This is a genomic window from Bradyrhizobium sp. Ash2021 (assembly GCF_031202265.1).
Lineage (GTDB): Bacteria > Pseudomonadota > Alphaproteobacteria > Rhizobiales > Xanthobacteraceae > Bradyrhizobium.
Window position 1 is genome coordinate 2,569,514 of the sequence record NZ_CP100604.1, and the last position, 24,687, is coordinate 2,594,200.

The 24,687-nt window shown below is 63.1% G+C and carries 24 protein-coding genes; 14 read left to right on the forward strand and 10 right to left on the reverse strand.

All coding sequences use genetic code 11. The annotated features are described in order from the left end of the window. The first annotated feature begins 110 nt into the window (after positions 1 to 110). The 10 genes from NL528_RS12460 to NL528_RS12505 all read left to right on the forward strand — a co-directional run bounded on the left by NL528_RS12460 (position 111) and on the right by NL528_RS12505 (position 12,172). Positions 111 to 626, forward strand: a complete 516-nt coding sequence (locus NL528_RS12460; protein ID WP_309182954.1) for an SRPBCC family protein — start codon at positions 111 to 113, stop codon at positions 624 to 626. Between the two features lie 213 nt (positions 627 to 839). Continuing rightward, positions 840 to 1,136, forward strand: a complete 297-nt coding sequence (locus tag NL528_RS12465; RefSeq protein WP_309182955.1) for a hypothetical protein — start codon at positions 840 to 842, stop codon at positions 1,134 to 1,136. A gap of 169 nt (positions 1,137 to 1,305) precedes the next feature. After that, positions 1,306 to 2,766, forward strand: coding sequence for an amidase family protein (locus NL528_RS12470; protein WP_309182956.1), 1,461 nt, complete (start codon positions 1,306 to 1,308; stop codon positions 2,764 to 2,766). A 199-nt stretch (positions 2,767 to 2,965) separates the two neighbouring features. Further along, positions 2,966 to 3,547 carry a TetR/AcrR family transcriptional regulator gene (locus NL528_RS12475; protein ID WP_309182957.1) on the forward strand — a complete coding sequence of 194 codons (582 nt, stop codon included), beginning with the start codon at positions 2,966 to 2,968 and terminating at the stop codon, positions 3,545 to 3,547. 975 nt (positions 3,548 to 4,522) lie between these two features. Next, a complete protein-coding gene (locus NL528_RS12480) occupies positions 4,523 to 6,790 on the forward strand; it encodes an acyl-CoA dehydrogenase (RefSeq protein WP_309182958.1) in 2,268 nt (755 codons plus the stop codon). Then, a complete protein-coding gene (locus NL528_RS12485) occupies positions 6,790 to 8,073 on the forward strand; it encodes an acetyl-CoA C-acetyltransferase (RefSeq protein WP_309182959.1) in 1,284 nt (427 codons plus the stop codon). The genes NL528_RS12480 and NL528_RS12485 overlap by 1 nt, the downstream gene beginning before the upstream one ends. Before the next feature lie 2 nt (positions 8,074 to 8,075). Then, positions 8,076 to 10,172, forward strand: coding sequence for a 3-hydroxyacyl-CoA dehydrogenase NAD-binding domain-containing protein (locus NL528_RS12490; RefSeq protein ID WP_309182960.1), 2,097 nt, complete (start codon positions 8,076 to 8,078; stop codon positions 10,170 to 10,172). Beyond that, positions 10,169 to 10,600, forward strand: a complete 432-nt coding sequence (locus tag NL528_RS12495; protein ID WP_375144008.1) for an acyl-CoA thioesterase — start codon at positions 10,169 to 10,171, stop codon at positions 10,598 to 10,600. The genes NL528_RS12490 and NL528_RS12495 overlap by 4 nt, the downstream gene beginning before the upstream one ends. A gap of 197 nt (positions 10,601 to 10,797) precedes the next feature. Then, positions 10,798 to 11,367 carry a carboxymuconolactone decarboxylase family protein gene (locus NL528_RS12500; protein WP_309182961.1) on the forward strand — a complete coding sequence of 190 codons (570 nt, stop codon included), beginning with the start codon at positions 10,798 to 10,800 and terminating at the stop codon, positions 11,365 to 11,367. Between the two features lies 1 nt (position 11,368). Beyond that, positions 11,369 to 12,172 carry an SDR family NAD(P)-dependent oxidoreductase gene (locus NL528_RS12505; RefSeq protein ID WP_309182962.1) on the forward strand — a complete coding sequence of 268 codons (804 nt, stop codon included), beginning with the start codon at positions 11,369 to 11,371 and terminating at the stop codon, positions 12,170 to 12,172. Positions 12,173 to 12,208: 36 nt separating this feature from the next. Here NL528_RS12505 and NL528_RS12510 read toward each other — a convergent pair whose 3' ends face one another. After that, complete coding sequence (locus NL528_RS12510) at positions 12,209 to 12,595, reverse strand: carboxymuconolactone decarboxylase family protein (RefSeq protein ID WP_309182963.1); 387 nt, start codon at positions 12,593 to 12,595, stop codon at positions 12,209 to 12,211. 139 nt (positions 12,596 to 12,734) lie between these two features. Between NL528_RS12510 and NL528_RS12515 the strand changes: the two genes are divergently transcribed. Next, positions 12,735 to 13,703 (forward strand): tripartite tricarboxylate transporter substrate binding protein, encoded by a 969-nt coding sequence (locus NL528_RS12515; RefSeq protein ID WP_309182964.1) that lies wholly within the window; start codon positions 12,735 to 12,737, stop codon positions 13,701 to 13,703. A 51-nt stretch (positions 13,704 to 13,754) separates the two neighbouring features. Here NL528_RS12515 and NL528_RS12520 read toward each other — a convergent pair whose 3' ends face one another. Beyond that, positions 13,755 to 14,516: an adenylate/guanylate cyclase domain-containing protein gene (locus NL528_RS12520; protein WP_309182965.1), complete on the reverse strand. Its 762-nt coding sequence runs from the start codon at positions 14,514 to 14,516 to the stop codon at positions 13,755 to 13,757. A 230-nt stretch (positions 14,517 to 14,746) separates the two neighbouring features. Between NL528_RS12520 and NL528_RS12525 the strand changes: the two genes are divergently transcribed. Then, the gene (locus NL528_RS12525; protein WP_309182966.1) at positions 14,747 to 15,124 is read left to right on the forward strand and encodes a VOC family protein; all 378 of its coding nucleotides are present in this window, start codon (positions 14,747 to 14,749) and stop codon (positions 15,122 to 15,124) included. Positions 15,125 to 15,205: 81 nt separating this feature from the next. On the opposite strand, the gene NL528_RS12530 is transcribed toward NL528_RS12525, so the two are convergent. The 8 genes from NL528_RS12530 to NL528_RS12565 all read right to left on the reverse strand — a co-directional run bounded on the left by NL528_RS12530 (position 15,206) and on the right by NL528_RS12565 (position 22,454). After that, the gene (locus NL528_RS12530) at positions 15,206 to 15,949 is read right to left on the reverse strand and encodes an enoyl-CoA hydratase-related protein (RefSeq protein ID WP_309182967.1); all 744 of its coding nucleotides are present in this window, start codon (positions 15,947 to 15,949) and stop codon (positions 15,206 to 15,208) included. A gap of 13 nt (positions 15,950 to 15,962) precedes the next feature. Next, positions 15,963 to 16,139: a hypothetical protein gene (locus NL528_RS12535; protein WP_309182968.1), complete on the reverse strand. Its 177-nt coding sequence runs from the start codon at positions 16,137 to 16,139 to the stop codon at positions 15,963 to 15,965. 97 nt (positions 16,140 to 16,236) lie between these two features. After that, positions 16,237 to 16,680: a GrlR family regulatory protein gene (locus NL528_RS12540; protein ID WP_309182969.1), complete on the reverse strand. Its 444-nt coding sequence runs from the start codon at positions 16,678 to 16,680 to the stop codon at positions 16,237 to 16,239. A gap of 148 nt (positions 16,681 to 16,828) precedes the next feature. After that, on the reverse strand, positions 16,829 to 17,350 hold the full coding sequence (locus NL528_RS12545; RefSeq protein ID WP_309182970.1) for a hypothetical protein: 522 nt from the start codon (positions 17,348 to 17,350) through the stop codon (positions 16,829 to 16,831). A 135-nt stretch (positions 17,351 to 17,485) separates the two neighbouring features. Further along, complete coding sequence (locus tag NL528_RS12550; protein WP_309182971.1) at positions 17,486 to 19,723, reverse strand: xanthine dehydrogenase family protein molybdopterin-binding subunit; 2,238 nt, start codon at positions 19,721 to 19,723, stop codon at positions 17,486 to 17,488. Next, entirely contained in the window at positions 19,720 to 20,202 is a 483-nt protein-coding gene (locus tag NL528_RS12555; protein ID WP_309182972.1) for a 2Fe-2S iron-sulfur cluster-binding protein, read from the reverse strand. The genes NL528_RS12550 and NL528_RS12555 overlap by 4 nt, the downstream gene beginning before the upstream one ends. 5 nt (positions 20,203 to 20,207) lie before the next feature. After that, entirely contained in the window at positions 20,208 to 21,092 is an 885-nt protein-coding gene (locus tag NL528_RS12560; RefSeq protein ID WP_309182973.1) for a xanthine dehydrogenase family protein subunit M, read from the reverse strand. Between the two features lie 165 nt (positions 21,093 to 21,257). Continuing rightward, entirely contained in the window at positions 21,258 to 22,454 is a 1,197-nt protein-coding gene (locus NL528_RS12565) for a urate hydroxylase PuuD (RefSeq protein WP_309184881.1), read from the reverse strand. Between the two features lie 291 nt (positions 22,455 to 22,745). Between NL528_RS12565 and NL528_RS12570 the strand changes: the two genes are divergently transcribed. Then, positions 22,746 to 23,579 (forward strand): DeoR/GlpR family DNA-binding transcription regulator, encoded by an 834-nt coding sequence (locus NL528_RS12570; protein WP_309182974.1) that lies wholly within the window; start codon positions 22,746 to 22,748, stop codon positions 23,577 to 23,579. A gap of 159 nt (positions 23,580 to 23,738) precedes the next feature. Further along, on the forward strand, positions 23,739 to 24,542 hold the full coding sequence (locus tag NL528_RS12575) for an outer membrane beta-barrel protein (protein WP_309182975.1): 804 nt from the start codon (positions 23,739 to 23,741) through the stop codon (positions 24,540 to 24,542). Positions 24,543 to 24,687 lie beyond the last annotated feature (145 nt).

Below are 24,687 nucleotides of genomic sequence, written 5' to 3' on the forward strand. Positions count from 1 at the left end.
ACTGGCCGCTCGCAACCTCGCTTGGTAACTGGCCGGAATGCGGGCTCCGGCTCGCCTGAACCCGGCTCTCGAGCCGCAAATTTGAACTCCCAAATTGAAAAGGACCTTCCGTGAGAAAATTTCCGAGTAATCCGACTGTTCTGTTGACGTGCTTTGTGGTGCTGGGCGCAGCGGTGCTTCTGAGCGTCGGCATTGGACCCGCCTTTGCGGCTACGATTTTGCGCAGCGCCGACGTGAAAGCATCCGCCTCGGTTGTCTGGTCGGTGATCGGTCCGTTCTGCGCGATCAAGAACTGGTTGCCGCCAGTGGGCGAATGCATCGAGGACGGCAAGGCGCCACCGACCCGCGTTCTCGTTACCAGGGACGGCAAGGCCGCGTTTGTGGAAACGCAAACCGCGAGGAACGATAACGAGCACAGTTACTCCTATGCGTTCCTTTCGAGCCCACTACCGGTCTCGAACTACAAGGCGACGATCAAGGTTACGGCCAAGGGTGATGGATCTTCGACCATCACCTGGAGCGGCTCCTATACCCCGGACCAGGGAAAGGAAAACGCAGCCAGTGAGGCGTTGATCGGCGTCTACGAAGCTGGGTTGGCCGAGATCAAGGCTAAGCTTGCGAAGTAGTGCGACGGCCTTGCCCGTCTTAAAGCGCTGCGGCCGGCCGCGAACTCCTCGTTCGTGGCCGGCCGCATTGATCTTTTCCGACGGGCGGCACGCACCGGCGTGATCGCGCGGCATAACCCGCGTCCCGAGGCGATGTTCGAGATGGTCCGGCCGGATTGAGCTTGCTGCCTCTTCGCCCTCGCCCGCCCAATTATTGTTTGCGATACTAACGGGATGCCGTGGTCAACCGCTGAATTTCGTCGAAAGTGGCGCAAAGTAGCGAAGCAGGCAGGCGTACCGGACAACGTGACTAACAGGGATAGTTGTCCCGCCGGCATGATCCGCGGCGGGCCTGATCGCGCCAAGGTATCTCAAAAATACACTCTCAAGAGGCTCGACTACAGCGTGCGAATGGCGCGGCGCATGTATCCCCGCTGGGCGGACATTGATGGCCATCGCCAGATCGATGCTATTGACCCGAAGCAGAAGTCATTTGCTTGGCCGGCAAGCGCCGCCAACCGGTTGCTGTGAGGTAGGCCAGTAGCGCGCCGGCGGGAGCGCCTCACGTACATGTGTCCGGCGAGGCCGCCATCTACCGAACTTCGATATTGACGCACGATCGTAATTTAATATTATGACTGTAATTGCATCGAGCTTGCGCGAAAGCGAGATGCGCGTTTCAGCTTTTTGCGAGGCTTTCATGGACGACACAATCGCCACTTCAATTCGCGTCGCGTCGCGTGAAACTGCAAATCTTAGCTCGCTCGGGCTCGCAGCCGCTGCTGCGGCAGTTCGTAATGGTGACATCACGTCAGAGGCTTACACCACGTCGCTTTTGCAGCGCGCCCGAGCGCTAGCCGAGCTGAACGCCTTCATCACTGTTGATGAGGCCGGCGTGCTGGCGGCCGCAAGAAATGCGGACAAAGCGCGTGCGGGCGGATCGTCGGCCCCGCTCTTGGGCGTGCCGCTCGGTGTGAAGGACAGCTATTTGACCAAAGGGCTGCCCACGAGCTTGGGTCTTCATAGTCTCGCTCACTTCGTGCCGCGTGAAGACGCCGACGCTGTCCGCGCCATTAAGGCTGCGGGCGCTTTGGTCTTCGGCAAGAACAACCTCGTTGAGATGTCCTACGGCTTGACCGGTCACAACGCACGTTACGGCCAGGTGAAGAATCCTCACGCACGAGATCGCGTGTCGGGCGGCTCCTCGAGCGGCTCCGCCGCATCCGTGGCCGCCGGCCTCGTTCCCGCGTCCTTGGGCGGTGACACCGTTGGCTCGATCCGGGTGCCCGCATCGTTCTGTGGCGTCGTTGGATTCAAGCCAACGACCGGACGTTGGCCGCGCAACGGCGTTGCTCCGATCTCCCATACGCTCGACACGACGGGTGCATTCGCCCGAAGCGTCGAGGACTGCATGTTGGTGGATCAGGTCGTGACTGGGGAACAGGCTGCGGAGTTCGACGACTGCTACGATCTAAAGGGGGCCCGACTGGCCTTTGCGCCGCGACAGTTCCTGGATCTGATAGACCCGGAAATCGAAACCCGCTTCCGCGAGATCGTTCGGCGGCTGCAGGACGCCGGCGCCGAGGTCGTTGAGGTCGACTTTGGCGAGGATTTCAATGCCCTCATCCAAACCGCTACATGGGGCATCTTCGCTCACGAGACGATGGGCGCAATTTCGGAATTCCTTCGCCGCCACGACATTCCGACCACGTTCGAGGCGATTTACGAGGGCCTTAAGCCCCAACTTCGGCAGGCATGGGGGCACATAGTATTGCCGGGTGGTGCAGGTGCCACCTCGGCAGCGGCCTATCAGACGGCGCTCAACGTGAGTCGGCCGGAAATCCAGCGCCGCCTCGACACGGCGTTCGTCTCTCATGGGGCGCTGGTCATTCTGCAACCGACCACGCCCTGCACGGCGCCTTTGATCGAGGAGCAGGCGACCGTCCATATCGCGGGGCAGGAAGTTAGCTACCTCGCTTTGGCGAACCACACCGTGTCGGCCAGCAGCGTTGGGCTGCCGGGTATCAGCCTTCCTGTTGGCTTGTCTCGCGCCGGGTTACCGATTGGCCTTGAGCTGGACGCCCGCTTAGGGAGCGACCGGGAGCTTCTGAACCTTGCCCGTAGGATCGAACGCGCCTTGGGCGCCAAGTCTGCGATCTAGCGCCGTGGCCCTTAGCGTGCCGAAGAACCACTGCGAACAACGGTAGCCGATCTGAGGATCAACAGATGGCCGATGCACTGTACTCAACGCGTTCGTTCACCATCAGCTCAACAAAGCCTTTCGAGGACGTTCGAGCCAAGCTCGCGACTAGCCCCCCGTAGAAGCAACGGCCGCAGGATATTAGCGGAATGGAGATAAGATGCGTTTCGAGAAAGGTCATAAGGCTGCGACACGACGGCACATAGTCGATGTGGCGTCGAAGTGCGTGCGCCGAGACGGCATTTCCGCCGCCGGGATTGCCGGGATCATGGGCGAGGCCGGCCTGACCAAAGGGGCATTCTCTCCGCACTTTGAGTCCAAAGACGAACTCGTTCGCGAGGTGCTGGCGAGCGCGCTCTGCGCCCAGCAACTTCGCTTCGACGAAGATCAGCGGAGAGGTCTCGACCTTGAGAGCGCGATTCGGAGGTACCTGAACCGCGCTCACGTCGAAGACCGGGCGGGCGGGTGCCCCTCGGCGGCGTTGCTCCCCGAAATCGCTCGACAGCCCCTGTCCACGCGGCAAGACTACGAGAAAGGGCTCCGAAGCTACGTCTCGACTTTTGCCGCACTGCTTCCCGACGCGAATTCCGCAGCGAGCCGCCGCCGCGCGACCGCCATTTTCGGCCTCATGGTGGGCACCCTCCAGTTCGCGCGGGCGGTGCCCGACGCTACCGAGGCGGAGCAGATCCTGGAAGGTGGCGTTGAGGCCGCGTTGCACTTGGCGCGATCTCCGTCTTTCTAGATCACGAAGGTCGGAGAGGCTGAGCTTGGACACCCTTGTGGCCGGATCGCCGAGGTCAGCTTCTGGCACTTTTCGGACCTCGCGCGATCTGCGGGGCTGGTCCGAGATACCCCAATAAGCGGACATCGCCACTCATTGACCGCCTGCACGTCTGCTTCTCGCGTTCGTCGCCAACCGCCACGGCGTCGATGCCCTCTCCTTGCCAACTGCCAGCGCGATCATCTCGTTGTATCTGTGTCTGCCGCGACAAATTGACCCGACGGGCAAATCACTTCGGATTTTCCGAAATCATGTCAAGCCCAGGAATTAAAAATATTTCGCTTTCGCCGCCGGGCAAATCAAGGGCACATCAATTGCCATCCTGTCCCGAGAAGAGGGGCGTCGGCCATCGTCACGAACGTGGGACAGGGAGCGGTGGACGCGGATGCGCCTTTGACGAACGGCGCGGATGCGTACGGCGAAGTCGTGTGGTCCTGACGCCTCGACGCTGGCGTCAAGTTCTTGAGAAGCAAGCTTCTTGGGGGCGACGGTGACAAGAAAGCCCGATCACCGGGGAGAGCGCGCTATAAGCCGTAAAGCCATTGCGCAGGGAATGTCGGATTGCCTCCGCTGCCCTGTATGCTCGTGTGCGCACCTTTTTGTGCACATTGCACACGAGACCGCGGGTGCAGCGCGCATCCGGCATTCCCTGCGCCCTCTCTTTTCGAGAGGAGCAAGACTAACTTGCAAACCTCGGGCAAATCGTGCCGCGAGAACGCTGATGCATATCTGTGCCCTGAATTTGAAACGCTCGGATCGGCTCCACAGGGGGAAGGCGTGAAGCCCCATAATCCGGAACTGACAGGCTCCAAAGGCGTTAGCGATCGCCGCCCGCCCGCGTCAATTTCTCCCTGTTTTCAAAGCGAAGTGTTCACCCCCGTCAGGCACTTTGCGCTAAAATAGCCTGTGCGCCGCCGATTCATGAGGATATCAGCCATGAGCTTCCGCCGCGATTTCATCACCAAGCCGATCTTTTCCTGGGCACGAGGCGTATTGCCTGCGATGTCCGACACCGAGCGCGAGGCGCTCGAGGCCGGCGATGTCTGGTGGGACGCCGACCTCTTCACCGGCAACCCCGATTGGTCAAAACTGCTCGCCAACGCGCCGGCCACGCTGACGGATGAGGAGCGCGCATTTCTCAACGGCCCGGTCGACGAACTCTGCGCGATGCTCGACGACTGGAAGATCAATTGGGAGTGGCGCGACCTGCCGCCGGAGGCCTGGGCCTTCATCAAGCGGCACAAATTCTTCGGCATGATCATTCCAAAGGAATTTGGCGGGCTCGGCTTCTCGCCCTATGCGCATTCCGAAGTGGTTCGGAAAATCTCGTCGCGGTCGCTCGCCGCCGCCGTCACCGTGATGGTGCCGAACTCGCTCGGACCCGGCGAATTGCTGATGCGCTTCGGCACCAGGGAGCAGCAACAGCAATGGCTGCCGCGCCTGGCCGACGGCCGCGACATTCCCTGTTTCGGATTGACCAGCCCGGAGGCCGGCTCGGATGCGGCGTCGATGATCGACACCGGCGTCATCTGCAAGGGCAGTTTCGAAGGCCGCGAAGTGCTCGGGCTGCGCCTTAACTGGCACAAGCGCTACATCACGCTTGGGCCGGTCGCGACGCTGCTCGGCCTCGCCTTCAAGGCCTACGATCCCGATCATCTGGCAGGCCAGGAGGAAGACCTCGGCATCACGGTGGCGCTGATCCCGAGCCATCTGGAAGGCGTCCGGATCGGCCATCGGCATCTGCCGGCGATGCAGGTGTTTCAGAACGGCCCGAACTGGGGCAAGGACGTCTTTATTCCGATGGACTACATCATCGGCGGCCAAGAGCGTCTGGGCCAGGGCTGGAAAATGTTGATGACCGCGCTGGCCGCCGGTCGCGGCATCTCGCTGCCGTCGCTGTCGGCCGCGGGCGCGGCCTACGCCGCGCGCACCACCGGCGCCTATGCCCGCATCCGCGAGCAGTTCGGCATCGCCATCAGCAAATTCGAAGGCATCGAGGAGCCGCTCGCGCGTATCGCCGGGACTGCCTATCTGCTCGACGCCGCGCGGCGGCTGACCTGTGCGGCGCTCAACCAGGGTCATCATCCGGCAGTCATCTCCGGCATCATGAAGCTGCACGCCACCGAGCGGATGCGGATCGCGATCGACGACGCCATGGATATCCATGGCGGCAAGGCGGTGATCGACGGCCCGCAAAACTATTTGGGCAGCCTTTATCGCTCGGTGCCGGTCGGCATCACGGTCGAAGGCGCCAATATCCTGACCCGCAACCTGATCGTGTTCGGGCAGGGCGCGATCCGTGCCCATCCCTATCTGCTGCAAGAAATGAATGCGCTCGGCGAAGCGGACCGCGCCAAGGGCCTCGACGCCTTCGATGCGGCCTTCTGGAAGCATGTTGGCCACAGTTTTACGACCATGTTCCGGGCCTGGGGCCGGAGTTGGACCGGCGGCCTGTTCGCACCGGCGCCCGATGCGGGTGAGGCGACAAAATTCTATCGTCAGCTCTCGCGCTACTCCTCGGCCTTCGCGCTTTGCGCCGACATGGCGCTGTTGACGCTGGGCGGTGCGCTCAAGCGCAAGGAAATGCTGTCGGCGCGGTTCGGCGATATTTTGTCGGAGCTCTATCTGCTCTCGGCCGCGCTAAAGCGCTGGCAGGACGAGGGGCGTCAGCAGGCCGATTTGCCCGCGCTGGAATGGTGCATGGCCAGCGGTTTCAAGACCATCGAAAACCGCTTTGCCGAGATACTCGCTAATCTCCCGAACCGGTTCGTCGCGGTGATCCTGAAATTCCTGATCCAGCCCTTTGGCGCAGGGGTGCTCGGGCCGTCAGACCGCGTGGTCCATCAATGCGCGCAACTGGTGCTGGAGCCATCGGCGGCGCGTGATCGCCTGACGCCCGACCTGTCGCATGTCGATGACGACCGCGGCGTGGCGCGGCTGGAGAAGGCGTTCCTGCTCGTGACCGCCGCGGAGGATATTGCCAGGAAGATGCATGCGGCGCGCCTGCACGACTGGAACGAAGCCGTGAAGAAGGGCGTCATCACGCAGGCCGAGGGCGAAAAGCTCGCGGCGGCGCAGGACGCCGTCGCGAAAGTGATCGAGGTCGACGATTTCGCGCCGGAAGACCTTTCGCCGATTTACAAGAAGCCGGCCGATGTGCATCAGTTCTTCCAGGAGCTTGGTGAACAGAGGGCGGCGAGCTGATGGCGCGACCGGTTTTTATTATCGACGGCAGCCGGACGCCGTTCCTGAAAGCGCGTTCCGGTCCCGGACCCTTCACCCCGGTCGATCTCGCCGTGCAATGCGGGCGGCCTTTGCTGGCGCGGCAGCCCTTTGCGCCCACCGCCTTCGATCAGGTCATCCTCGGCTGCGTCAATGTCATTGCCGATGAGATGAACCCGGCCCGTGTCGCAGCACTTCGGCTCGGCATGGGCGAGAAAATGGTCGCCTTCACGGTGCAGATCAATTGCGGCTCCGGCATGCAATCGATCGACACCGGCTATCGTTACATCCGCGAGGGGGTCTCGGATCTGATCCTCGCCGGCGGTGCCGAGGCGCTCAGCCATGCCCCGCTGGTATGGCCGCAAGCCGGCGTGCGGTGGTTTGCAGGACTCGCCGGCGCCAAGGGCGTTGGCGCCAGGATCGCCGCCGCGCTAAAGATCCGGCCCAGCTATTTGAAGCCGATCATCGGCCTCGAGCGCGGGCTGACCGATCCGATCACCGAACTCAATATGGGCCAGACCGCCGAAGTGGTCGGCCATCTCTTCGGTATCACCCGCGCCCAATCGGACGCCTATGCCGCCGAAAGCCACAAGCGGCTGGCCAATGCGCAAGTACAGGGTTTTCTCAAGGGCGAGGTCGAAACCTCGTTTGCGCGCGATGGCAAATTCTACGACCATGACGATGGCGTGCGGCCGGATTCCACGCCGGAGTCGCTCGCCAAATTGAAGCCGGTGTTCGAGCGGCCGTGGGGCCAGGTAACGGCTGGCAATTCTTCCCAGATCACCGATGGCGCTTCGTGGGTAATTCTCGCTTCTGAAGAGGCCGTGGCAAAGCACGGCCTGACGCCGAAAGCGGTCATCCTCGACAGCCAGTGGTCGGCGCTCGATCCCTCGATCATGGGGCTCGGTCCGGTGCTGTCGGCGACCGCATTGTTGAAGCGCAACGAATTGACACTCGCCGATATCGAGACCTGGGAATTGAACGAGGCCTTTGCCACGCAGGTGCTCGGATGTCTGGCGGCCTGGAACGATGAAAAATTCTGCCGCGAGATTTTGGGCCTCGACGGGGCTGCCGGGCAAATCGATCAGACCAAACTGAACGTCGATGGCGGCGCCGTCAGCCTCGGGCATCCCGTCGGCTGCAGCGGCAATCGTATCGTGCTGCACCTCGTCAATGCGATGAAGCGGCTCGGCACCCGGCGCGGCATCGCCACCGAATGTATCGGCGGCGGGCAGGGCGGCGCGATGTTGATAGAGACGGTGTGATCATGGATTCAGAGGTCATGGACGTTCTCGGCGACCGCGTGCTCGAACTCGGGCCGGCGCCTGACGCGGCGGGGCCGTATAAAAACTTCAAGCTCACCCGAGATGCCGACGGTATCGCCTGGCTGTTGTTCGACCGCGAGGGCTCAAGCGCCAACACGCTGTCGGCCGATCTGATCGAAGAACTCGACAAGGTGCTGGCGGAGCTGGAAGGCCAGCGGCCCGCCGGGCTGGTGATCCGTTCCGCGAAAAAGTCCGGTTTCATCGCCGGCGCCGACGTCAACGAATTCCGCGGCGTCACCGATCCGCGCGCCGTCGAGACGCAAATCGGCCGCGCGCATGCGGTGATTGATCGTCTCGAGGCGCTGCGCGTGCCGACGGTCGCCGTGATCCACGGCTTCTGCCTCGGCGGCGGCCTCGAAGTGGCGCTGGCCTGCCAGATGCGGATTGCGATCGACGATGCGCGGTTCGGTTTTCCGGAGGTGCTGCTCGGCCTGCATCCCGGCCTCGGCGGTACCGTGCGCTTCACGCGCCTGGTCAATCCGATCCAGGCGATGCCCTTGATGCTGACCGGCAAAACCATCGACGCGCGCAAAGCAAAATCGCTGGGGCTGGTCGATGCGGTGACGCAGGAGCGCCACGTCCGCAATGCCGTCAAGGATGCCGTATTTGGAAGGCTGAAGCGGGCCAGGCCCGGGCTTCTCACGAGCATTTTGAATATTGGCCCGGTGCGCGGCTTGCTTGCCTCGCGCATGCGCGCCGAGGCCGGCAACGCCGCTCCGCAGGAGCATTATCCCGCGCCTTACGCGCTGATCGATCTCTGGGAGAAGCATGGCGGCGACAAATCCGCGATGCTGAGCGCCGAGAAGACCTCGTTCGCCAATCTGATGGTGACGCCGGCGGCGCAAAACCTGATCCGGGTGTTTTTTCTGCGCGAGCAGATGAAGAAGCTTGCGGGATCAGGCAACAAGATCGGGCATGTCCACGTCATCGGCGCCGGCGCGATGGGCGGCGACATCGCCGCATGGTGCGCCAGCCAGGATATGCGGGTGACGCTCGCCGACATGAAGCCGGAGCCGATCGCGGGTGCGATCAAGCGCGCCGCTGATTTGTTCGGCAAGATCATGCGCAAACGCACCGATATGCGGGATGCGCTGGATAGGCTGATGCCGGATATGGGCGGCGAGGGCGTTCGCAACGCCGACCTCATCATCGAGGCCGTGCCGGAAAAGCTGGAGCTGAAGCAAAAAGTCTATGCCGGGTTGGAGCCAAAAATGAAGCCCGGCGCGATCCTGGCGACCAACACCTCGAGCATTCCGCTGCAGGATTTGCGCACCAGCTTGCAAAAGCCGGAGCGGCTGCTCGGTCTGCACTTCTTCAACCCGGTATCGCGGCTGCAGCTCGTCGAGGTCGTCAGTCATGACGCCACCGATCCGCAACTATTGAAGGAGGCGCTGGCGTTCGTCGGCGCCATCGACCGGCTGCCGCTGCCGGTGAAGAGCTCGCCCGGTTTTCTGGTCAACCGCGCGCTGACGCCCTACATGCTGGAGGCGATGGTGATGCTGGACGAGAGGATCGACAAATCGGTCATTGATGCGGCCGCGAAAAAGTTCGGTATGCCGATGGGGCCGATCGAGCTCGCCGATCAGGTCGGCCTCGATATCTGCCTGGATGTCGGCGACATGCTGCGCTCGAAATTCGGCGATTCGCTGCCGCCAACGCCGGCCTGGCTGCGCGAAAAGGTCGCCAGGGGTGAGCTCGGCCGCAAGAGTGGCAAGGGGTTTTACGCATGGAAGGACGGCAAGGCCGACACGATGCCAGCTTCGCCTTCGACGGCGGAACCGACACCGGAAATGATCGATCGCCTCGTGCTGCCGATGTCGAATGTCTGCGTCGCGGCCTTGCGTGAAGGCATCGTCGACAATGCCGACGTGGTCGACGGCGCCATGATCTTCGGCACCGGCTATGCGCCGTTCCGCGGCGGTCCCCTGAACTATGCGCGGAGCCGCGGGGTCGACAATGTGGTGTCGACGCTGCGCGCGCTGACGGAAAAGTTTGGCGATCGCTTTACCCCTGATGCGGGCTGGGAGACTTTCAAGTGACCGATACGCATATACATGCGCCAGAGTGCCTGGAGACCGAACCGCTCGGCGATCTCTGCATCCGCACGCTGGCGATGCCGGCCGACACCAACGCCAACGGCGACATCTTTGGCGGCTGGCTGCTCAGCCAGATGGATCTCGGCGGCGGCGTGTTCGCCTCCAAGATCGCGAAATCCCGCACGGTCACGGTCGCGATCGAGGCGATGAATTTCCGCAAAGCGGTTTATGTCGGCGATCTCGTCTCCGTGCACGCCAATCTGGTCCGGGTCGGGCGAACCTCGATCACGGTCCATCTCGAAGCCTGGGTGCTGCGCCGCAAGGAGATGCTGTCGATCCTGGTCACCGACGGCAATTTCACCTACGTCTCGATCGACGAGCAGGGCCACCCGCAGGCGATCCAGCGGGAGGGCACGCCGATTTCGGCGTAACTTGCGCCGTCATCGCTTTCTTGTCTTCCAAATATTCCTTGCTACGAAAAGCCCTGCGCCAATTCGGACCTGTTGCGGGGGCCCGACTTGCCAATGATGCTGTCAAAGTCTCTAAGTTACGCGCTGAAAGCGTACGACCGCGGAGCTGGCGCGCCGCAGCGCGCAACGACGACAAAAATCATTCGGGAGAAAACCATATGCGACTGACAGCCCCGCGCGTCTTGCCCGCCGCGCCCGAAAGCTGGACCGAGGAACAGCGCGCGATCGTGGAGCCGATGCAGGCGCGCGGTCCGGTCCTCAATATCTTCGGCACCCTGCTCAACCATCCCGTGGCGGCCAAGGCCTTCCTCGTCTGGGGCGGTTATATCCTGAGTCGCAAGTGCACTTTGCCGCCGCGCGAGCGCGAAATCGTGATCCTTCGCACCGGTTTCCTCTGTCGCTCCGGCTATGAATGGACCCAGCATGTGCCGATCGCGCGGCGTGCCGGTCTGACTGATGACGAGATCGCCCGGATCAAGCTCGGCGCCGACGTACCCGGCTGGAGCCAGCCCGATGCGGCCTTGTTGCGGGCGACCGACGATCTGCATCGCGAGCAGTTCGTCACCGAACCGGTCTGGGCGGAGCTGGCGCGGCACTTTGAGGAACGCCAGCGCATGGACGTCGTCTTCACGGCAGGCCAGTACACCCAGGTCTCGATGATGCTCAACAGTTTTGGCGTTCAGCTCGACGAAGGCCAGGTGCTGGATCCGGATCTGAAGGGATTTTGAAATGAGCGGTCGTCTGCAGGGCAAGATCGCCATCATCGCCGGCGCAGGCCAATCGGCCGGCGAAACCATCGGCAATGGCCGGGCCATGGCGGTGCTGTTCGCCCGCCACGGTGCGCAGGTTCTGTGCGTCGATCGTGACCTGGCAAGCGCTGTGGAAACGGTTGCCATGATTGCCGAAGAAGGCGGGAGTGCTGCGCCGTTTCAGGCTGACGTTTCGCGCGACGCCGGCTGCGCAGCTGTGATCGCCGAGGCAAAATCGCGCTGGGGACGGATCGATATCCTGGTCAACAATGTCGGTATTGGTGGCGGCGGCGACGGCCCCGCCCACCGAGCCGCCGAGCAGGCCTTTGACCGCATCCTCAACGTCAATCTGAAGTCCGCGTGGATGACGATCAAGCACGTCATTCCGATCATGCGCGAGCAGGGCGGCGGATCCATCATCAACATCTCGTCGCTGGCCTCGCTCTCTGGCAGCAATCAGGTGGCGTACGAGGTTTCCAAAGCCGGAATGAACCGGCTCACCACCAGTGTCGCCAACGCCAATGCCAGCCACGGCGTGCGTTGCAACGCCGTGCTGCCGGGCCTGATGGACACGCCGATGGCCATTTCCGGGATCGCCGCGGGGATCGGCTCGACGACGTCAGCGGTGCGCGAAGCGCGCAACGCCCGTGTACCTCTGCGCGGCAAGATGGGAACCGCCTGGGACACGGCCCACGCCGCTCTATTTCTAGCTTCCGACGAAGCCAATTTCATCACCGGCGTGCTGTTGCCGGTCGACGGCGGGATGGCGGCACGCGTCGGCTGACGATGCTCCGGCGCCAATCTGCCAATTGAGCCCGGTCTACTTCTTGTCGGCCGCCGCGAACACCTCCCTGCAGGCCGCCACGCCGTTGATGGCTGCGGCAACGCCGACATAAGGCACGAGCTGCATCATGATCTCGACCAGTTCCTCGCGGGTGACGCCGCATCGCAGAGCGCCGCCGATATGGGTGCGTAATTGTGGCGCCGCGGTGCCGAGGGTCGCCAGTGCCGCCAAGGTGACGATCTGGCGCGTGCGCGAGTCGAGCACCTCGCTTTGATAGATTTCGCCGTAGATGGTCTCCAGCACATAGGTCGCGAGCTGCGGCGCCACGTCGCCCAGCGACCGGTCGACCTGGTCCGGTGTTTGCCCGAGGATTTCACCGAGTTTTTGTGCGCCGCGAGCGCGACGCTCCGGGTCTGACGTCATCGTAGCTTCCTTCTCTTTCCGGTCGCACTAAAGTAGCGCTTGCAGGCGGGTTGGCCTTACGCGCTGAATGCTCCATGCTGTAGGGCCGGCATCGATAAGCGTCAATCAAGCCAGGTTCGTCGTGCGCATCGGGGGGGATATGTTCAGCCGCTGCCTTAGGGCGCTGGCGCTTTGCGCAGTCGCCGCGATGTTCTCGGCCTCGGCCATGGCGCAGACCTATCCCGCACAACCGATCAAGGTCTTGATCGGATTTGGTCCGGGCTCCGCCGCGGATGTGCTGGCGCGGCTGGTCGGCAAACAGATGGAGGCCAGCCTCGGTCAACCCCTCGTGGTCGAGAACCGCCCCGGCAACAGCAGCATGATCGCGGCCGAAACGGTGATGCGCGCGCCGGCCGACGGTTACACGTTGTTCATGGCGACGATCGCCAACACGCTCAACCCGGCGGAGACCAAATCGAATTTCAACCTCGGGCGGGACCTGGCACCGATCACGCTGCTCGGCACCGTTCCGAACGTGCTGGTGGCGCATCCGTCGGTACCGGCCAATAATCTGCAGGAGCTGATTGCGCTGGCGAAGAGCAAGCCCGATACCCTGACGTTCGGCTCCTCCGGCTATGCCACGGCAAGCTACATGGCGGCCGAACTGTTCAACGCCAAGGCGGGCACCCATATCGTGATGGTGCCCTATCAGGGCGGCAGCAACCAGGCGCTCTCGGACCTGCTCTCGGGCCGCATTACGCTGATGTTCAACGTCGCCGCGACGCTGGCGCCGCATGTCGAGGCCGGCAAGCTGAAGGCATTCGCGGTGGCGCAATCGAAGCGCGCATCGATCATGCCCGAAGTCCCGACGCTGAACGAGGCGGGAATGACGGGCTACGACGCCGGAATCTGGATCGGACTGCTCGCGCCGGCTGGAACGCCGCCGGCGATCATCGAAAAACTGTCGGCGGCGGCCAACGAAGCGTTGAAGACCGAAGATGTTCGCACCGCGCTGAAGCGGCAGGGCACCGACCCCGTGGGCGGCACGCCGAAGGAGTTTTCCGACTTCATCCGCGCCGATATCGAAAAATGGGTCGCGGTCCTCGCGTCGGCCGGCGCGAAGAAGTGAGAGCGCACGTTGTACCATGCGTGGCTTGCGTTGGATCTTGGCGAGGGCGATCTACGCCAGCCGTTGACGGTCGGCTTCCCCGGCATCGTATAGTTCGACGGGCGTCGCGAGCCCCTTCAGGTCGTACTTCGTTCCGTCGCGGTTGACCATATCCTGATCACACCGGTCCCGCACCGCACCCGTGACCAAAATCTGTCCGGCGCGGGCAACCGACTGGGCGCGGGCAGCGGTGTTCACGACCGTGCCGATCGCGGTGAGATCGCGATGCGACTGACCGAATTCACCGAAGCTGACCTTGCCGCTTGAGATGCCGATGCCGATGCAGAGGCTGTCCTCGCCGATGTCGAGACCCTCGACCAGCTCGGTACGCCGGGCGCGCCAGCGGCGCTGGATTTGCCGCGCGACGCGCACCGCCTGCGCCGCGTGATCGTCTTGCCGGATCGGAAAATTGAAGACCGCCATGATGGCGTCGCCGAGCGTCTTGTTCAGCAGTCCGTCGTGCTGCCAGATCGCTTCGGCGCACTCATCGTAGAAGGCGTCGAGCGTCGAGTTCATCTCGCTCGAAGCCAGCGACTGGGACGCGGCCGTATAGCCCCGTAAGTCCGCGAACAGCACCGTTGCGTCGATAGTGACGTTGCGGGCCTTCATGATCCGCGTAAAGGCCAGTTCGCAGAATGTGCAGGTGTTCGGATTCATCCGGCTTGGCCGCAGGCCGACCATTCGATAGGGGATGGAGAGAGGACCGCGCAACAGCACCGGGAGATGCAGATTTTGCCAGCACCCCTTGCAGATCATTGAATGGTGCCGGTGCATCGGATCGCTCCCGCAGCCTGCCGATCGTGCCGTCCACAATGAACCTCGCTTGGGCCACGTCAATATCCCCTCTGGGTCAAAATAGCCGGCTTTGGGCCATCGCCAGCTGTCAGCAGCCGGGTCGCGCCACTTCCGTATCCCGATCGGCGCTGTTACGTTGCCTCCCGCAAACAGAGGCAGGCGCAGGGCGGCATCGATCGTTCGGCGAAGTGTGGGAAGGAGACGTAACGATGTTTTCGCACGTGATGATCGGAACCAACGATTTGGACAAGGCCAAGTTGTTCTATGATGCGTTGCTGGGTACGCTCGGCGTGCCCCCGGGCAGGGTCGACCGCTACCGGATTTTCTACCGCACCAAGACCGGTACCTTCTCGGTGACGAAGCCGATCGATGGCAAGGCTGCGACCCCTGCCAATGGCGGCACCATCGGTTTTGCCGCAGCCTCCGCCGAGCAAGCCGATGCGTGGCATGCGGCTGGCCTCGCCCATGGCGGCAAGACCTGCGAAGAGCCGCCCGGCATTCGCGAAGGCGGCGGCGTCAAACTCTACATTGCCTATTTGCGTGATCCGGACGGCAACAAGCTCTGCGCCTTGCACCGGGTGGAGTGAACGCCGCGGGCCTGGTCACCTCGCCCCGCTTGCGGGCCCCGCGAAGAGCGGGGAGAGGCAGACCACCGAACTCATCGCGCCTTAGCGCCCCTTGAACGCCGCCTTGCGCTTTTCCTTTACCGCCAGCCTTGCTTCCTCCGCGTCCTCGCTTTCCTTGACCTCGTGGAGCGTGCGCTGGGCCCGGCCGGATTGTTCGGACGGTCCCTGCGCCAAAACGCCTTCCGTGACAAAGCGCTTCAAGGTCTTCAGCACCAGCGGCGAGAACTCGGCCATTTCGCGCGCCATCTTCAGCGCGACCGGGACCTGCTGTCCGGCCGGAACCACCTCGTTGACGAGGCCGATGGCGTAGCCGCGCTGCGGATCGAGGACGCGGCACAGCAGCATCATTTCCATCGCGATCTTGTGCGGAATGCGCGCCGCGAGGCCGGCAATCAGGCCACCGGTAAAACCCAGTCGCGCTTCGGGATAGGAGAATTTGGCGTTCTCCGCCGCCACCGTGAGGTCGCACATCATCGAGAGCACCAGCGCGCCGCCGACGCACCAGCCGCCGACCGCGGAAACAATCGGTTTGGTGGTCTCAAAGCCGACGGTCGGAATGCAGCGCCACAGTTCCGGAAAATTGCCGGTGTCGGCGCCGCCGGAAAATGCTTCGTTGCCGGCGCCGGTCACCACCGCGGCCTTCTGCGTCGGCGAGCGCTCGAAATCGACAAATGCCTTTTGCAGCATCAGCGCCGTCTCGGCGCAAATCGCGTTGCGGCGTTCCGGCCGGTTGATCGTGATCAGCGTGGTGCCGTCGGTGTAGTTCTCGACCAGGACCTTTTGCATGGTTCTTCCTTTTTCAATGGACATACAGCAGACGAGACGAGATCGTTGGCGCAACCAGCAAAGCCGTCGCCGCGATGGCGAGCCTTTCCTTGATCATATACTTGGGCGCGCTAGTCTGGCCAATATCGATGCCGCCCGCGGGGCGGGTATGTTTGCCGCAGCCGGTGCTGTTCAGCTCTTGCAGCGCCATTTGATCCACCGGCTGACCGCGGGAGCGGTCAAGGGGCGGGGCGCGTCCGCGCCTTCCAAACAATTGGGACGGTACCGCTGGCGCCAAGGCTGCCGGATCAAATCCTGGACAGTCCGCGCGCAAAGGGATTCCGTGCACGGGATCGGCTATCGGAGTCCTTCGGCAATTTGTCTGCGTCGAAATTCAATGCCGCGCGTTTTCGAGCCGGCTCAGGCGACGCATCCTGGCCAAGGAAAAGCGTGGCCTCGAAGGTCACGTCCGGCGCCTGTAGGGCCGTTCCCCGGCACGAAGCCGTCATGCCATTGACTTTCCCCGTCAACCTCACTTCGACCTCGTCGATGCCGAAAACAGTGGGTGGGCCCGCGGCATGCCTTCTGGTCGTCAGCGCTGCGGTGAATCGATCGTCATCGACTTCGTACGAGCCACTGTAGGTGAATATGCTGTCGCCACCCGATATCCTGCCATTTGCAAGATTCACGATGCCGGTGCCTTCGCCTTGCGAAGTCCTGAACCAGGCAGCGTATCGGCCATCTCTGAGCATGCAAAACTCTCACATAGAGAGAACTAACGGTTGGTGCTGACTAAAGGTCGGTGCCTTCGACGGCTACCGCGGCGTCGCGCAATAGTTAACGCCTTGGAAAAGACGAACGAGAAATTGTAGCCGTCCCAAAATATGCGAGGCTTGGGTTCTATTTGAACGGCTCACAGTTCACGGAACCATTGCCCAGCACAGTGAAACGCGGCGCCTTGTTGTAGAAAGAGCCTGCAGCACCCGGGTCGTCTTCCCGAGGATGGGCGTTGTCCATCAGAAACACGACGTCTTCATCAATGTTGCCGCGGATCCAGCAGGAGTTTTCCTTGCGTACGACGGTCGCCAGATATTTGCCGCCGCGCAGCCGGCGGGTCTGCTCCTTGTCCAGCCAGATGCGCAGGACATCGAGCCCGGTTTCCACCTTCACCCCGGCATTCGTGCGTGAAAACGGTACCAGGCTCATCAGGGTCCGGCCGGCTTCGTCGGTAGCGCCGATTTTGACGTAGAAGCGGCCCTGCTGCGACTCGCAGGTAAACAGCGTCTTCTCGGCCGACGTATCGTTCCAATTGGCCGGGTATTGTTTGCGCTGCTGCTCGCAACCATCCGCGGAAAAGGCGCGAGCCGGCGCGGTCGTGGCGACGACCAGCGCGACTGCGAGAAACGCGCGTCGATCTCTCATACGCACCCCAACCGGCCCAGGACGAGGCATCATATCGGGTCAACTCACCACTCTGGAAGCGAAACGCCAAGCCGATCCGCCCCACCGATCATCGAGGGGATGGCGGGTTACGCTGTGCTAATCGGCCCGAAAGCATCACCCCTCCAGTTCCGCCAACACCTTCGGCGGCGACATCGGCAGCGCGTAAAAGCGTTTGCCGAGCGCGTTGTGGACGGCGTTGGCGACCGCGGCCATGACCGGGACCAGCGGCACTTCGCCGACGCCCTTGACGCCCTGCGGATGCTTCGGGTTCGGCACTTCGACCATCACCGTGTCGAGCATCGGCAGGTCCGAACAAACCGGCATGCGATAGTCGAGGAAGCCGGGGTTATCGACCTTGCCTTGCTTGTTGTAGATGTACTCTTCGTTGAGCGCCCAGCCGATGCCCTGGGCGACGCCGCCCTGCATCTGGCCCTCGACATAGCTCGGATGCACGGCGCGGCCGACATCCTGCACGGCGGTATAGCGGATCACCCGCACGATCCCGAGCTCGACATCGACCTCGACGTCGCAGATATGGGTGCCGAAGCCGCCTTCCGCGCCTTCGGTGTTGAGCTGTACGCCGGCGCCGATCGGCCCGCCCATCGTCGGGGCCTTGGCCGCCAACTCGGCCAAGGTCAGCGGCTCGAACTGGCCGGCATTGGGGCTTGCCGGATGCGCGGCGCCGTTTTCCCATTTCACCGCGTCCGGGTCGATCTCCCAGATCTTTGCCGCGCGCTCGCGCAAGGTGGCAATGATCTTGTCGGTGGATTGCGTCACCACCATTGCGGAGGCGAACAGCACACGGCTGCCGCCGGTCAGATTTGAGAAGCCGACGGTCGCGGTGTCGCCGATCAAAACCGAGACGCGGCGGTAGTCGATGCCGAGCAATTCGGCGCAGATGTTGGCGATCGCGGCGCGCGAGCCGCCGATGTCGGGATGGCCGGTGGTGACGACGACATTGCCGTCCTCGGTGATGTTGACCTGCGCCGAGGATTCGCCGCCGGCGTTGAACCAGAAGCCGGAGGCGACGCCGCGGCCCTGCAATTTACGGAGCGGCGCGGTGTAATGCGGATGCACTTTCGCAGCCTCCAGCGTTTCGATGTAGCCGATGCGCGGAAACACCGGGCCGTGCGCCGCTTTCGTGCCCTGCTTGGCGGCATTCTTCAGCCGCAGCTGCAGCGGATCCATCTTGAGCGCTTCGGCGAGTTCGTCCATCACGCACTCCACCGCATACGCCCCGATCGGCGCGCCCGGCGCGCGATAGGCCGCGACCTTGGAGCGGTTGGAAAGCACGTCGAACCCGACCGACAGCACGTGCGGGATGTCGTAGGGCGAAAAACTGCAACCCACCGCGCCGCGGATCGGCGAGCCCGGCAGCGCGCCGGCCTGCAGATAGAAGGTGCCTTGGGCGGCGACGATGGTGCCGTCCTTTTTGGCGCCGATCTTGACCGTGCTCTTCGAGCCTGACGTTGGCCCCGTCGCCCGCATCACTTCCTCGCGGGTCATCACCATTTTCACCGGCCGGCCGGATTTCTTCGCCAGCAACGTCGCGAGCGGCTCGAGATAGACGATTGTCTTGCCGCCAAAGCCGCCGCCGATTTCGGCAGGTATCGCGCGGATGTCGCTCTGCGGAAAACCGGTCAGATAGGCCGTCATCGCCCGCACCATGAACTGGCCCTGGCTCGAACTCCAGATCGTGGTCTTGTTGTCGGCGGCGACGCTGACGAGGCAGGCGTGCGGCTCGATATAGCCCTGGTGCACCGGACGTGTGGTGAAGGTGCGCTCGACCACGACCTCGGCCTGCTTGAAACCTTCGGCGACGTCGCCCTTCTTGACCTCGAGGCGGCCGGCGATGTTGGAGGGCTTGCCCTCGAATTTCAGGAATTCGTGCAGGATCGGCGCGTGGGGCTTGATCGCGTCGTCGATCTCGACCGTCCACGGCAGCACTTCGTAGTCGACCTCGATCAGCTCGCAGGCTTTTGCAGCGATCGCCTCTGTGGTGGCGGCAACGGCCGCTATGGGGTGGCCGGGGAACAGCGCCTTCTCGCGCGCCATCACGTTGCGGCACATCCAGCGCATGTCCTGGATGCCGAGCATCACCGACTTGTCGACCGGGAAGTCGACGATGTCGCGCGCGGTGACCACGGCTTTTACCCCCGGCAGCGCTTCCGCCTTCGAGGTATCGATCGATTTGATGCGCGCGTGCGGATGCGGGCTGCGCAACACCTTGCCCCAGATCATGCCGGGCATGTTGGTGTCGGCGGCAAACGCCGCGCGGCCCGTGACCTTGTCGACGCCGTCAGGACGAATGGTGCGCTGGCCGATCCATTTGTTGTTGGTGACGACGTTCATTGTGCTGCCTCCTGCATTTCAGCTGCGGTCTCGAGAACCGCGCGAACGATCTTGTCGTAACCGGTGCACCGGCACAGATTGCCGGCGAGCCAGAACCGGACATCTTCCTCGCTCGGCCGCGGATTCTTCCGCAACAGCGCGTCGGAGGCGACCAGCATGCCCGACGTGCAGATGCCACACTGCAGCGCCGCCATTTCCAGAAACTTTTGCTGCAGCGGATGCAGCTTCTCGCCATGGGCCATGCCTTCGATGGTTCTGATCTCATGGCCCTCGGCTTCGGCCGCGAGCATCAGGCAGGAACAGATCAGGCGATCGTCGATGGTGATGCTGCAGGCGCCGCAGTCGCCGGAGGCGCAGCCTTCCTTCGAGCCGGTCAGGCCGAGCGGCCCGCGCAAGGCGTCGAGCATGGTGTCGCTGGGCTCGCAGAGAAACTCCATCGGCTCGCCGTTGATGGTGGTGGAAACATGCAGCTTGGCCATGGTCTTCAGTTCCCCAACTTTAATTTTTCTTGCGCGCGCTTGGCGGCGATAGCCGTCGTGCGCTTCAGCAGCACGCCGGCAACTTTGGTTCGATAAGTGATGGTGCCGCGCTTGTCGTCGATTGGACGGCAGGCGGCGGAGCAGGCGGCAGCCGCGGCATTCAATGCCGCATCGTCGAGCTTGCTGCCGATCAGCGCCTTCGCCGCCGCCTCGACCAGCAGCACGGTGGGCGCCACGGCGCCGAGGCCGACGCGGGCCGCGGTGCAGACGCCGTCTTTCAGCGTGAGGCTGACGCCGACGCCGACCACCGCGATGTCCATTTCGGTGCGCGGGATCATGCGCAGATAGGCGTCGCTCGAACCCTTTGGCCGCGGCGGCAAGGTGAAGCTGACAAGAATTTCGCCCGGCAACAGATTGGTGCGTCCCGGTCCGGCCGGCACGTCTTCCACCTTCATCTGCCGGCGGCCGTTCGGCCCCTGCACGGTGACGATGGCACCGGCGGCGACCATGGCCGGCACGCTGTCGCCGGCTGGAGAACCGTTGCACAGATTGCCGCCCGCGGACGCCCGTCCCTGCACCTGCTTGGAACCGATCAAATTGACGGCCTCCAGCACGCCGGGCCAGACCTTGCCGAACCGCGCATGCTCGGCCAGCGCCATGCCCGAGGCGGCGGCGCCGATGCGGAAGCCGCCATCCGCGGTCTCCTCGATAGCGGTCATCTCGGCGATTTTCTTGATGTCGACGATCAGGCCCGGCTTCAGGACGCCGGAACGCATTTGCACCAGAAGGTCAGTCCCGCCGGCCAGGATGCGCGCAGCACTTCCGGCGGCAGCAAACGCGCCAATTGCTTCATCAAGCGAACTGGGCGCCAAATATCGGAGTTCCGTCATGGTCTTCCGTCATCTCCCTTTTTCTACCGCCCCATATGGACGTCGGCCTTGTCTCCGGCCTGCAGTCGAGGGACCCTACACGGGCAAACAGGGTTGGAACAGCCTCCGGGGTCCGACCTAAGCGGCTTGCTCCTATGCGTCCGGCGAGAGTCCGTCACGCCACCGTCATTGCGGCGCGCCGGCCGCCAACCATTCCCGGATCACCGCCCGCTCGTCTCCCGTCATCTCGGTGACGTTGCCCGGCGGCATCGCGTTCGCCCATGCTGCGTTCCGCCCGATCAGCCGGGCATTGCGCTTGATGTGCGCTGAATCGTCCAGCAAAATGCCCTTCGGGGCGGTGACGATCGACGCCCAGACCGGCTCGACGCCGTGACACATGCTGCATCGGGACAGCACGATCTCTTCGACATTGGCATAATTCGCCGGCGCATGCGCCGATCCCACCCTGGCGTCGCGGGGCCCGGCCGCCGACAGCAGCGCGATGGCGATCATGCCGCAGGCCGCCACGCCCCACACCCACCACGGCGATTCTTTCCCTGCGTGCCGGGCGTTGAAGAAATGCCGGATGATCGGGCCCAGCGCGAGCACGATCGCAACGATCAGCCAGTTGTAGCGGGTGGCGAACAGCAGGGGATAATGGTTGCTGATCATCAGGAAGATGACCGGCAGCGTCAGATAGTTGTTGTGGACCGACCGCTCCTTGCTGGTCTTGCCGAGTTTCGGATCCGGCGACTGACCCGCCAGCAGTGCGGCTACGATCTTCTTCTGGTTGGGAATGATGAGCGCGAACACGTTGGCGACCATGATGGTTCCGACGATGGCACCGATCTGGTTGAACGCACCGCGCCCGCTCAGGACATGGGTGAAGGCGTAGGTCAGTCCGACCAGGAACAAATAGCCGCCGATCGCGAAACGCAGCTCGTATTGCGCCAGGCCCGACCGGCAGGCACCTTCGTAAAGCAGCCAAGCCAGCGCGAGGCTGCCGAAGGAGAACAGTCCCGCCTGCAGGGGTGTCAGTTCGAGCACCGATTTGTCGACAAGGAACAGTTCGGCATCGAGATAGTAGACGACCACCATCAGCGCGAAGCCGGACAGCCAGGTGGTGTAGGCCTCCCATTTGTACCAGGTCAGTTCGTCCGGCATCTCGCTCGGTGCCACCAGATATTTGACCATCCGGTAGAAGCCGCCGCCATGGACCTGCCACGCCTCGCCCTGCACGCCGTCGGGCAGGCCGGCGCGCGCTTTGAGGCTGAGGTCGAGGTGGATGAAGTAGAACGAGCTGCCGATCCATCCGATGCCGGCCACCACGTGCAGCCAGCGCAGGATCAGGCTGGACCATTCCGTCAGTATCGATCCCCACATCATTGGTCAGTGCGTCCCGCAGGCAAGGCGCCGGCGACGGGCCGTCGTTTCGGCGCGGGAAATCAACTCGATGGCCCCATATCGTCTGTCTCTGGTGCCTGCAACTTTCGGGCCCGCTTTGCCTCGGTGCAATAGGGGGAGCGGATATTTCGGCATCTTTTTCGCAGCGCATTTCGCCTTAACCAGGATTCGTCTTTCGGAGACGCGCCGATCTGCGATGGCGATTTGCCTCGTTGACCCCATCACAGAACCGCCGCACCATATGGCCTGTTTTGCCCGTAGGGTGCCGCCATGGCCGGATTGTCGCATCGCCAGACTGAAATCCTCAACATCGCGCGCGCCTTCGGCCGGGTGATGGTGGAGGACCTCGCGCGCCGCTTCGAGGTTTCGGCGCAGACCATCCGCAAGGATCTCAACGATCTCTGCGACCAGCGCTCGCTGACGCGCATCCACGGCGGCGCCATCATCGCCTCCGGCGTCGAAAACCTCGCCTATGAAGCGCGCCGCTTCGTCGCCGCCGAGGAGAAGCGGGCGATCGGCATCGCGGCGGCGGCGCGGATCCCGAACGGCTGTTCGCTGTTCATCAATATCGGCACCACCACGGAAGAAGTCGCGAGCGCGCTGACCTCGCATGAGGATCTGCTGGTCATCACCAACAACCTCAATGTTGCGATGCTGCTTTATCGGCATCCGCGCATCGAGGTGATCGTCGCCGGCGGCGCCGTTCGCCGCGCCGACGGTGCGGTGATCGGTTCGACCGCGACCAGCCTGATCGGCCAGTTCAAGGTCGATTACGCCATCATCGGCGCATCCGCGATCGACGAGGAGGGTGCGCTGCTGGATTTCGACTATCGCGAAGTCCAGGCGGCGCAGGCCATCATCGCCAACGCGCGCAGCGTCATGCTGGTGGCCGACGCGACCAAGCTGCGGCGCAGCGCGCCGGTCCGCATCGCCCATATCAGCCAGATCCAGACCTTTGTCACCGACGCGCCGCTGCCGGCCGGATTGGCCAATATTTGCCATACCCGCGGCATCGAGGTGGTCGAGGCGATGGACAAGCCGGCGGCCGACATCGATGAGCCGGTGGTAGAGCCGGTCGTCCCGGCGGCTGTCAGGCTTCGCTAGGGCCTGGGATTCCAAAGGCGTTTTTGCCCGAATAGCTGCTTGTGTTGCTCGCGGGGCATAACGGCCCGTGCGGAAACTCGATTAGATTGGTCGCGATTTCAACGTGATTTGATCTAAAGTGACTTGATCCAAACTTTTTGGGCACAACGGGGTGCGCTCGTGAACAGACTTGCCGGTGCTGTTTCCATTCTTGCGGCCAGCGTCGTCGGCGCTTCGGCCGCCGACCTTGCGGCCCGTCCTTACGCCAAGGCGCCGCCTCCCGTGGCTGTCGCGGCCAATGACTGGAGCGGCTTCTATGTCGGCGCCAATGGCGGCGGCGCGTGGAGCCGCAAGTGCTGGGATGCGGTGCCGTTCACCATCGATCTCGTTTTCGTTCCGCCGTTTACGATCGCGGGTCCCGAAGGGTGCCATACCGCATCCGGTGCGACCGCCGGCGGCCAGGTCGGCTATCGCTGGCAGAGGGCCGCCTGGGTGTTCGGCCTGGAAGCGCAAGGCAATTGGGCCGATCTGACCGGCTCGAACGCGTCTCAGATCGATCTCCTGGCGGGCTTTGGCAACCGCACCAAGATCGATGCCATCGGCCTGTTCACCGGTCAGGTCGGCTACTCCTGGAATTCGTTCCTGCTCTACGTCAAGGGCGGTGCGGCGGTCGCGCACGACAAGTACGAAGGTTTCCTGACCGCTCCCCAGGGTCTGTTGCCCGCCGGCTTTATCTCGGACCGCGGCAGCGAAACCCGTTGGGGTGGCGTGGTCGGGATCGGCGGGGAGTATGCGTTCAACCGGAATTGGTCGCTTGCGCTCGAATACGATCATCTGTTCATGGGCGATCGCGACGTTCACTTGACCTATGATCCGGCTTTTATCGCTGCGTTGAACCACGATGAACGCATCCGCCAGGACGTCGATATGGTCACCGCGCGCATCAACTACCGATTCGGCGGTCCGGTTGTTGCGAAGTATTGATCTCCCGCTGAGGTTTCAGAAAATCCAAAGCCCCGGCATCGTCCGGGGCTTTTTCAGGCGGGCTTTGGGTCCAGCATTCCGTTTTCGTCTTGCTTTCGTTTTTGTTTGTGATTTAATCCAAACCGAAAGTAAAATCGCCGAAATG

What these genes read in the sequence shown, in the direction of transcription:
- NL528_RS12465 (WP_309182955.1), top strand. Translation starts at nt 840, where the DNA reads ATGCCGTGGTCAACCGCTGAATTTCGTCGAAAGTGGCGCAAAGTAGCG.
- NL528_RS12470 (WP_309182956.1), top strand. Translation starts at nt 1,306, where the DNA reads ATGGACGACACAATCGCCACTTCAATTCGCGTCGCGTCGCGTGAAACT.
- NL528_RS12475 (WP_309182957.1), top strand. Translation starts at nt 2,966, where the DNA reads ATGCGTTTCGAGAAAGGTCATAAGGCTGCGACACGACGGCACATAGTC.
- NL528_RS12480 (WP_309182958.1), top strand. Translation starts at nt 4,523, where the DNA reads ATGAGCTTCCGCCGCGATTTCATCACCAAGCCGATCTTTTCCTGGGCA.
- NL528_RS12485 (WP_309182959.1), top strand. Translation starts at nt 6,790, where the DNA reads ATGGCGCGACCGGTTTTTATTATCGACGGCAGCCGGACGCCGTTCCTG.
- NL528_RS12490 (WP_309182960.1), top strand. Translation starts at nt 8,076, where the DNA reads ATGGATTCAGAGGTCATGGACGTTCTCGGCGACCGCGTGCTCGAACTC.
- NL528_RS12500 (WP_309182961.1), top strand. Translation starts at nt 10,798, where the DNA reads ATGCGACTGACAGCCCCGCGCGTCTTGCCCGCCGCGCCCGAAAGCTGG.
- NL528_RS12505 (WP_309182962.1), top strand. Translation starts at nt 11,369, where the DNA reads ATGAGCGGTCGTCTGCAGGGCAAGATCGCCATCATCGCCGGCGCAGGC.
- NL528_RS12510 (WP_309182963.1), bottom strand. Translation starts at nt 12,595, where the DNA reads ATGACGTCAGACCCGGAGCGTCGCGCTCGCGGCGCACAAAAACTCGGT.
- NL528_RS12515 (WP_309182964.1), top strand. Translation starts at nt 12,735, where the DNA reads ATGTTCAGCCGCTGCCTTAGGGCGCTGGCGCTTTGCGCAGTCGCCGCG.
- NL528_RS12520 (WP_309182965.1), bottom strand. Translation starts at nt 14,516, where the DNA reads ATGCACCGGCACCATTCAATGATCTGCAAGGGGTGCTGGCAAAATCTG.
- NL528_RS12525 (WP_309182966.1), top strand. Translation starts at nt 14,747, where the DNA reads ATGTTTTCGCACGTGATGATCGGAACCAACGATTTGGACAAGGCCAAG.
- NL528_RS12530 (WP_309182967.1), bottom strand. Translation starts at nt 15,949, where the DNA reads ATGCAAAAGGTCCTGGTCGAGAACTACACCGACGGCACCACGCTGATC.
- NL528_RS12535 (WP_309182968.1), bottom strand. Translation starts at nt 16,139, where the DNA reads ATGGCGCTGCAAGAGCTGAACAGCACCGGCTGCGGCAAACATACCCGC.
- NL528_RS12540 (WP_309182969.1), bottom strand. Translation starts at nt 16,680, where the DNA reads ATGCTCAGAGATGGCCGATACGCTGCCTGGTTCAGGACTTCGCAAGGC.
- NL528_RS12545 (WP_309182970.1), bottom strand. Translation starts at nt 17,350, where the DNA reads ATGAGAGATCGACGCGCGTTTCTCGCAGTCGCGCTGGTCGTCGCCACG.
- NL528_RS12550 (WP_309182971.1), bottom strand. Translation starts at nt 19,723, where the DNA reads ATGAACGTCGTCACCAACAACAAATGGATCGGCCAGCGCACCATTCGT.
- NL528_RS12555 (WP_309182972.1), bottom strand. Translation starts at nt 20,202, where the DNA reads ATGGCCAAGCTGCATGTTTCCACCACCATCAACGGCGAGCCGATGGAG.
- NL528_RS12560 (WP_309182973.1), bottom strand. Translation starts at nt 21,092, where the DNA reads ATGACGGAACTCCGATATTTGGCGCCCAGTTCGCTTGATGAAGCAATT.
- NL528_RS12565 (WP_309184881.1), bottom strand. Translation starts at nt 22,454, where the DNA reads ATGTGGGGATCGATACTGACGGAATGGTCCAGCCTGATCCTGCGCTGG.
- NL528_RS12570 (WP_309182974.1), top strand. Translation starts at nt 22,746, where the DNA reads ATGGCCGGATTGTCGCATCGCCAGACTGAAATCCTCAACATCGCGCGC.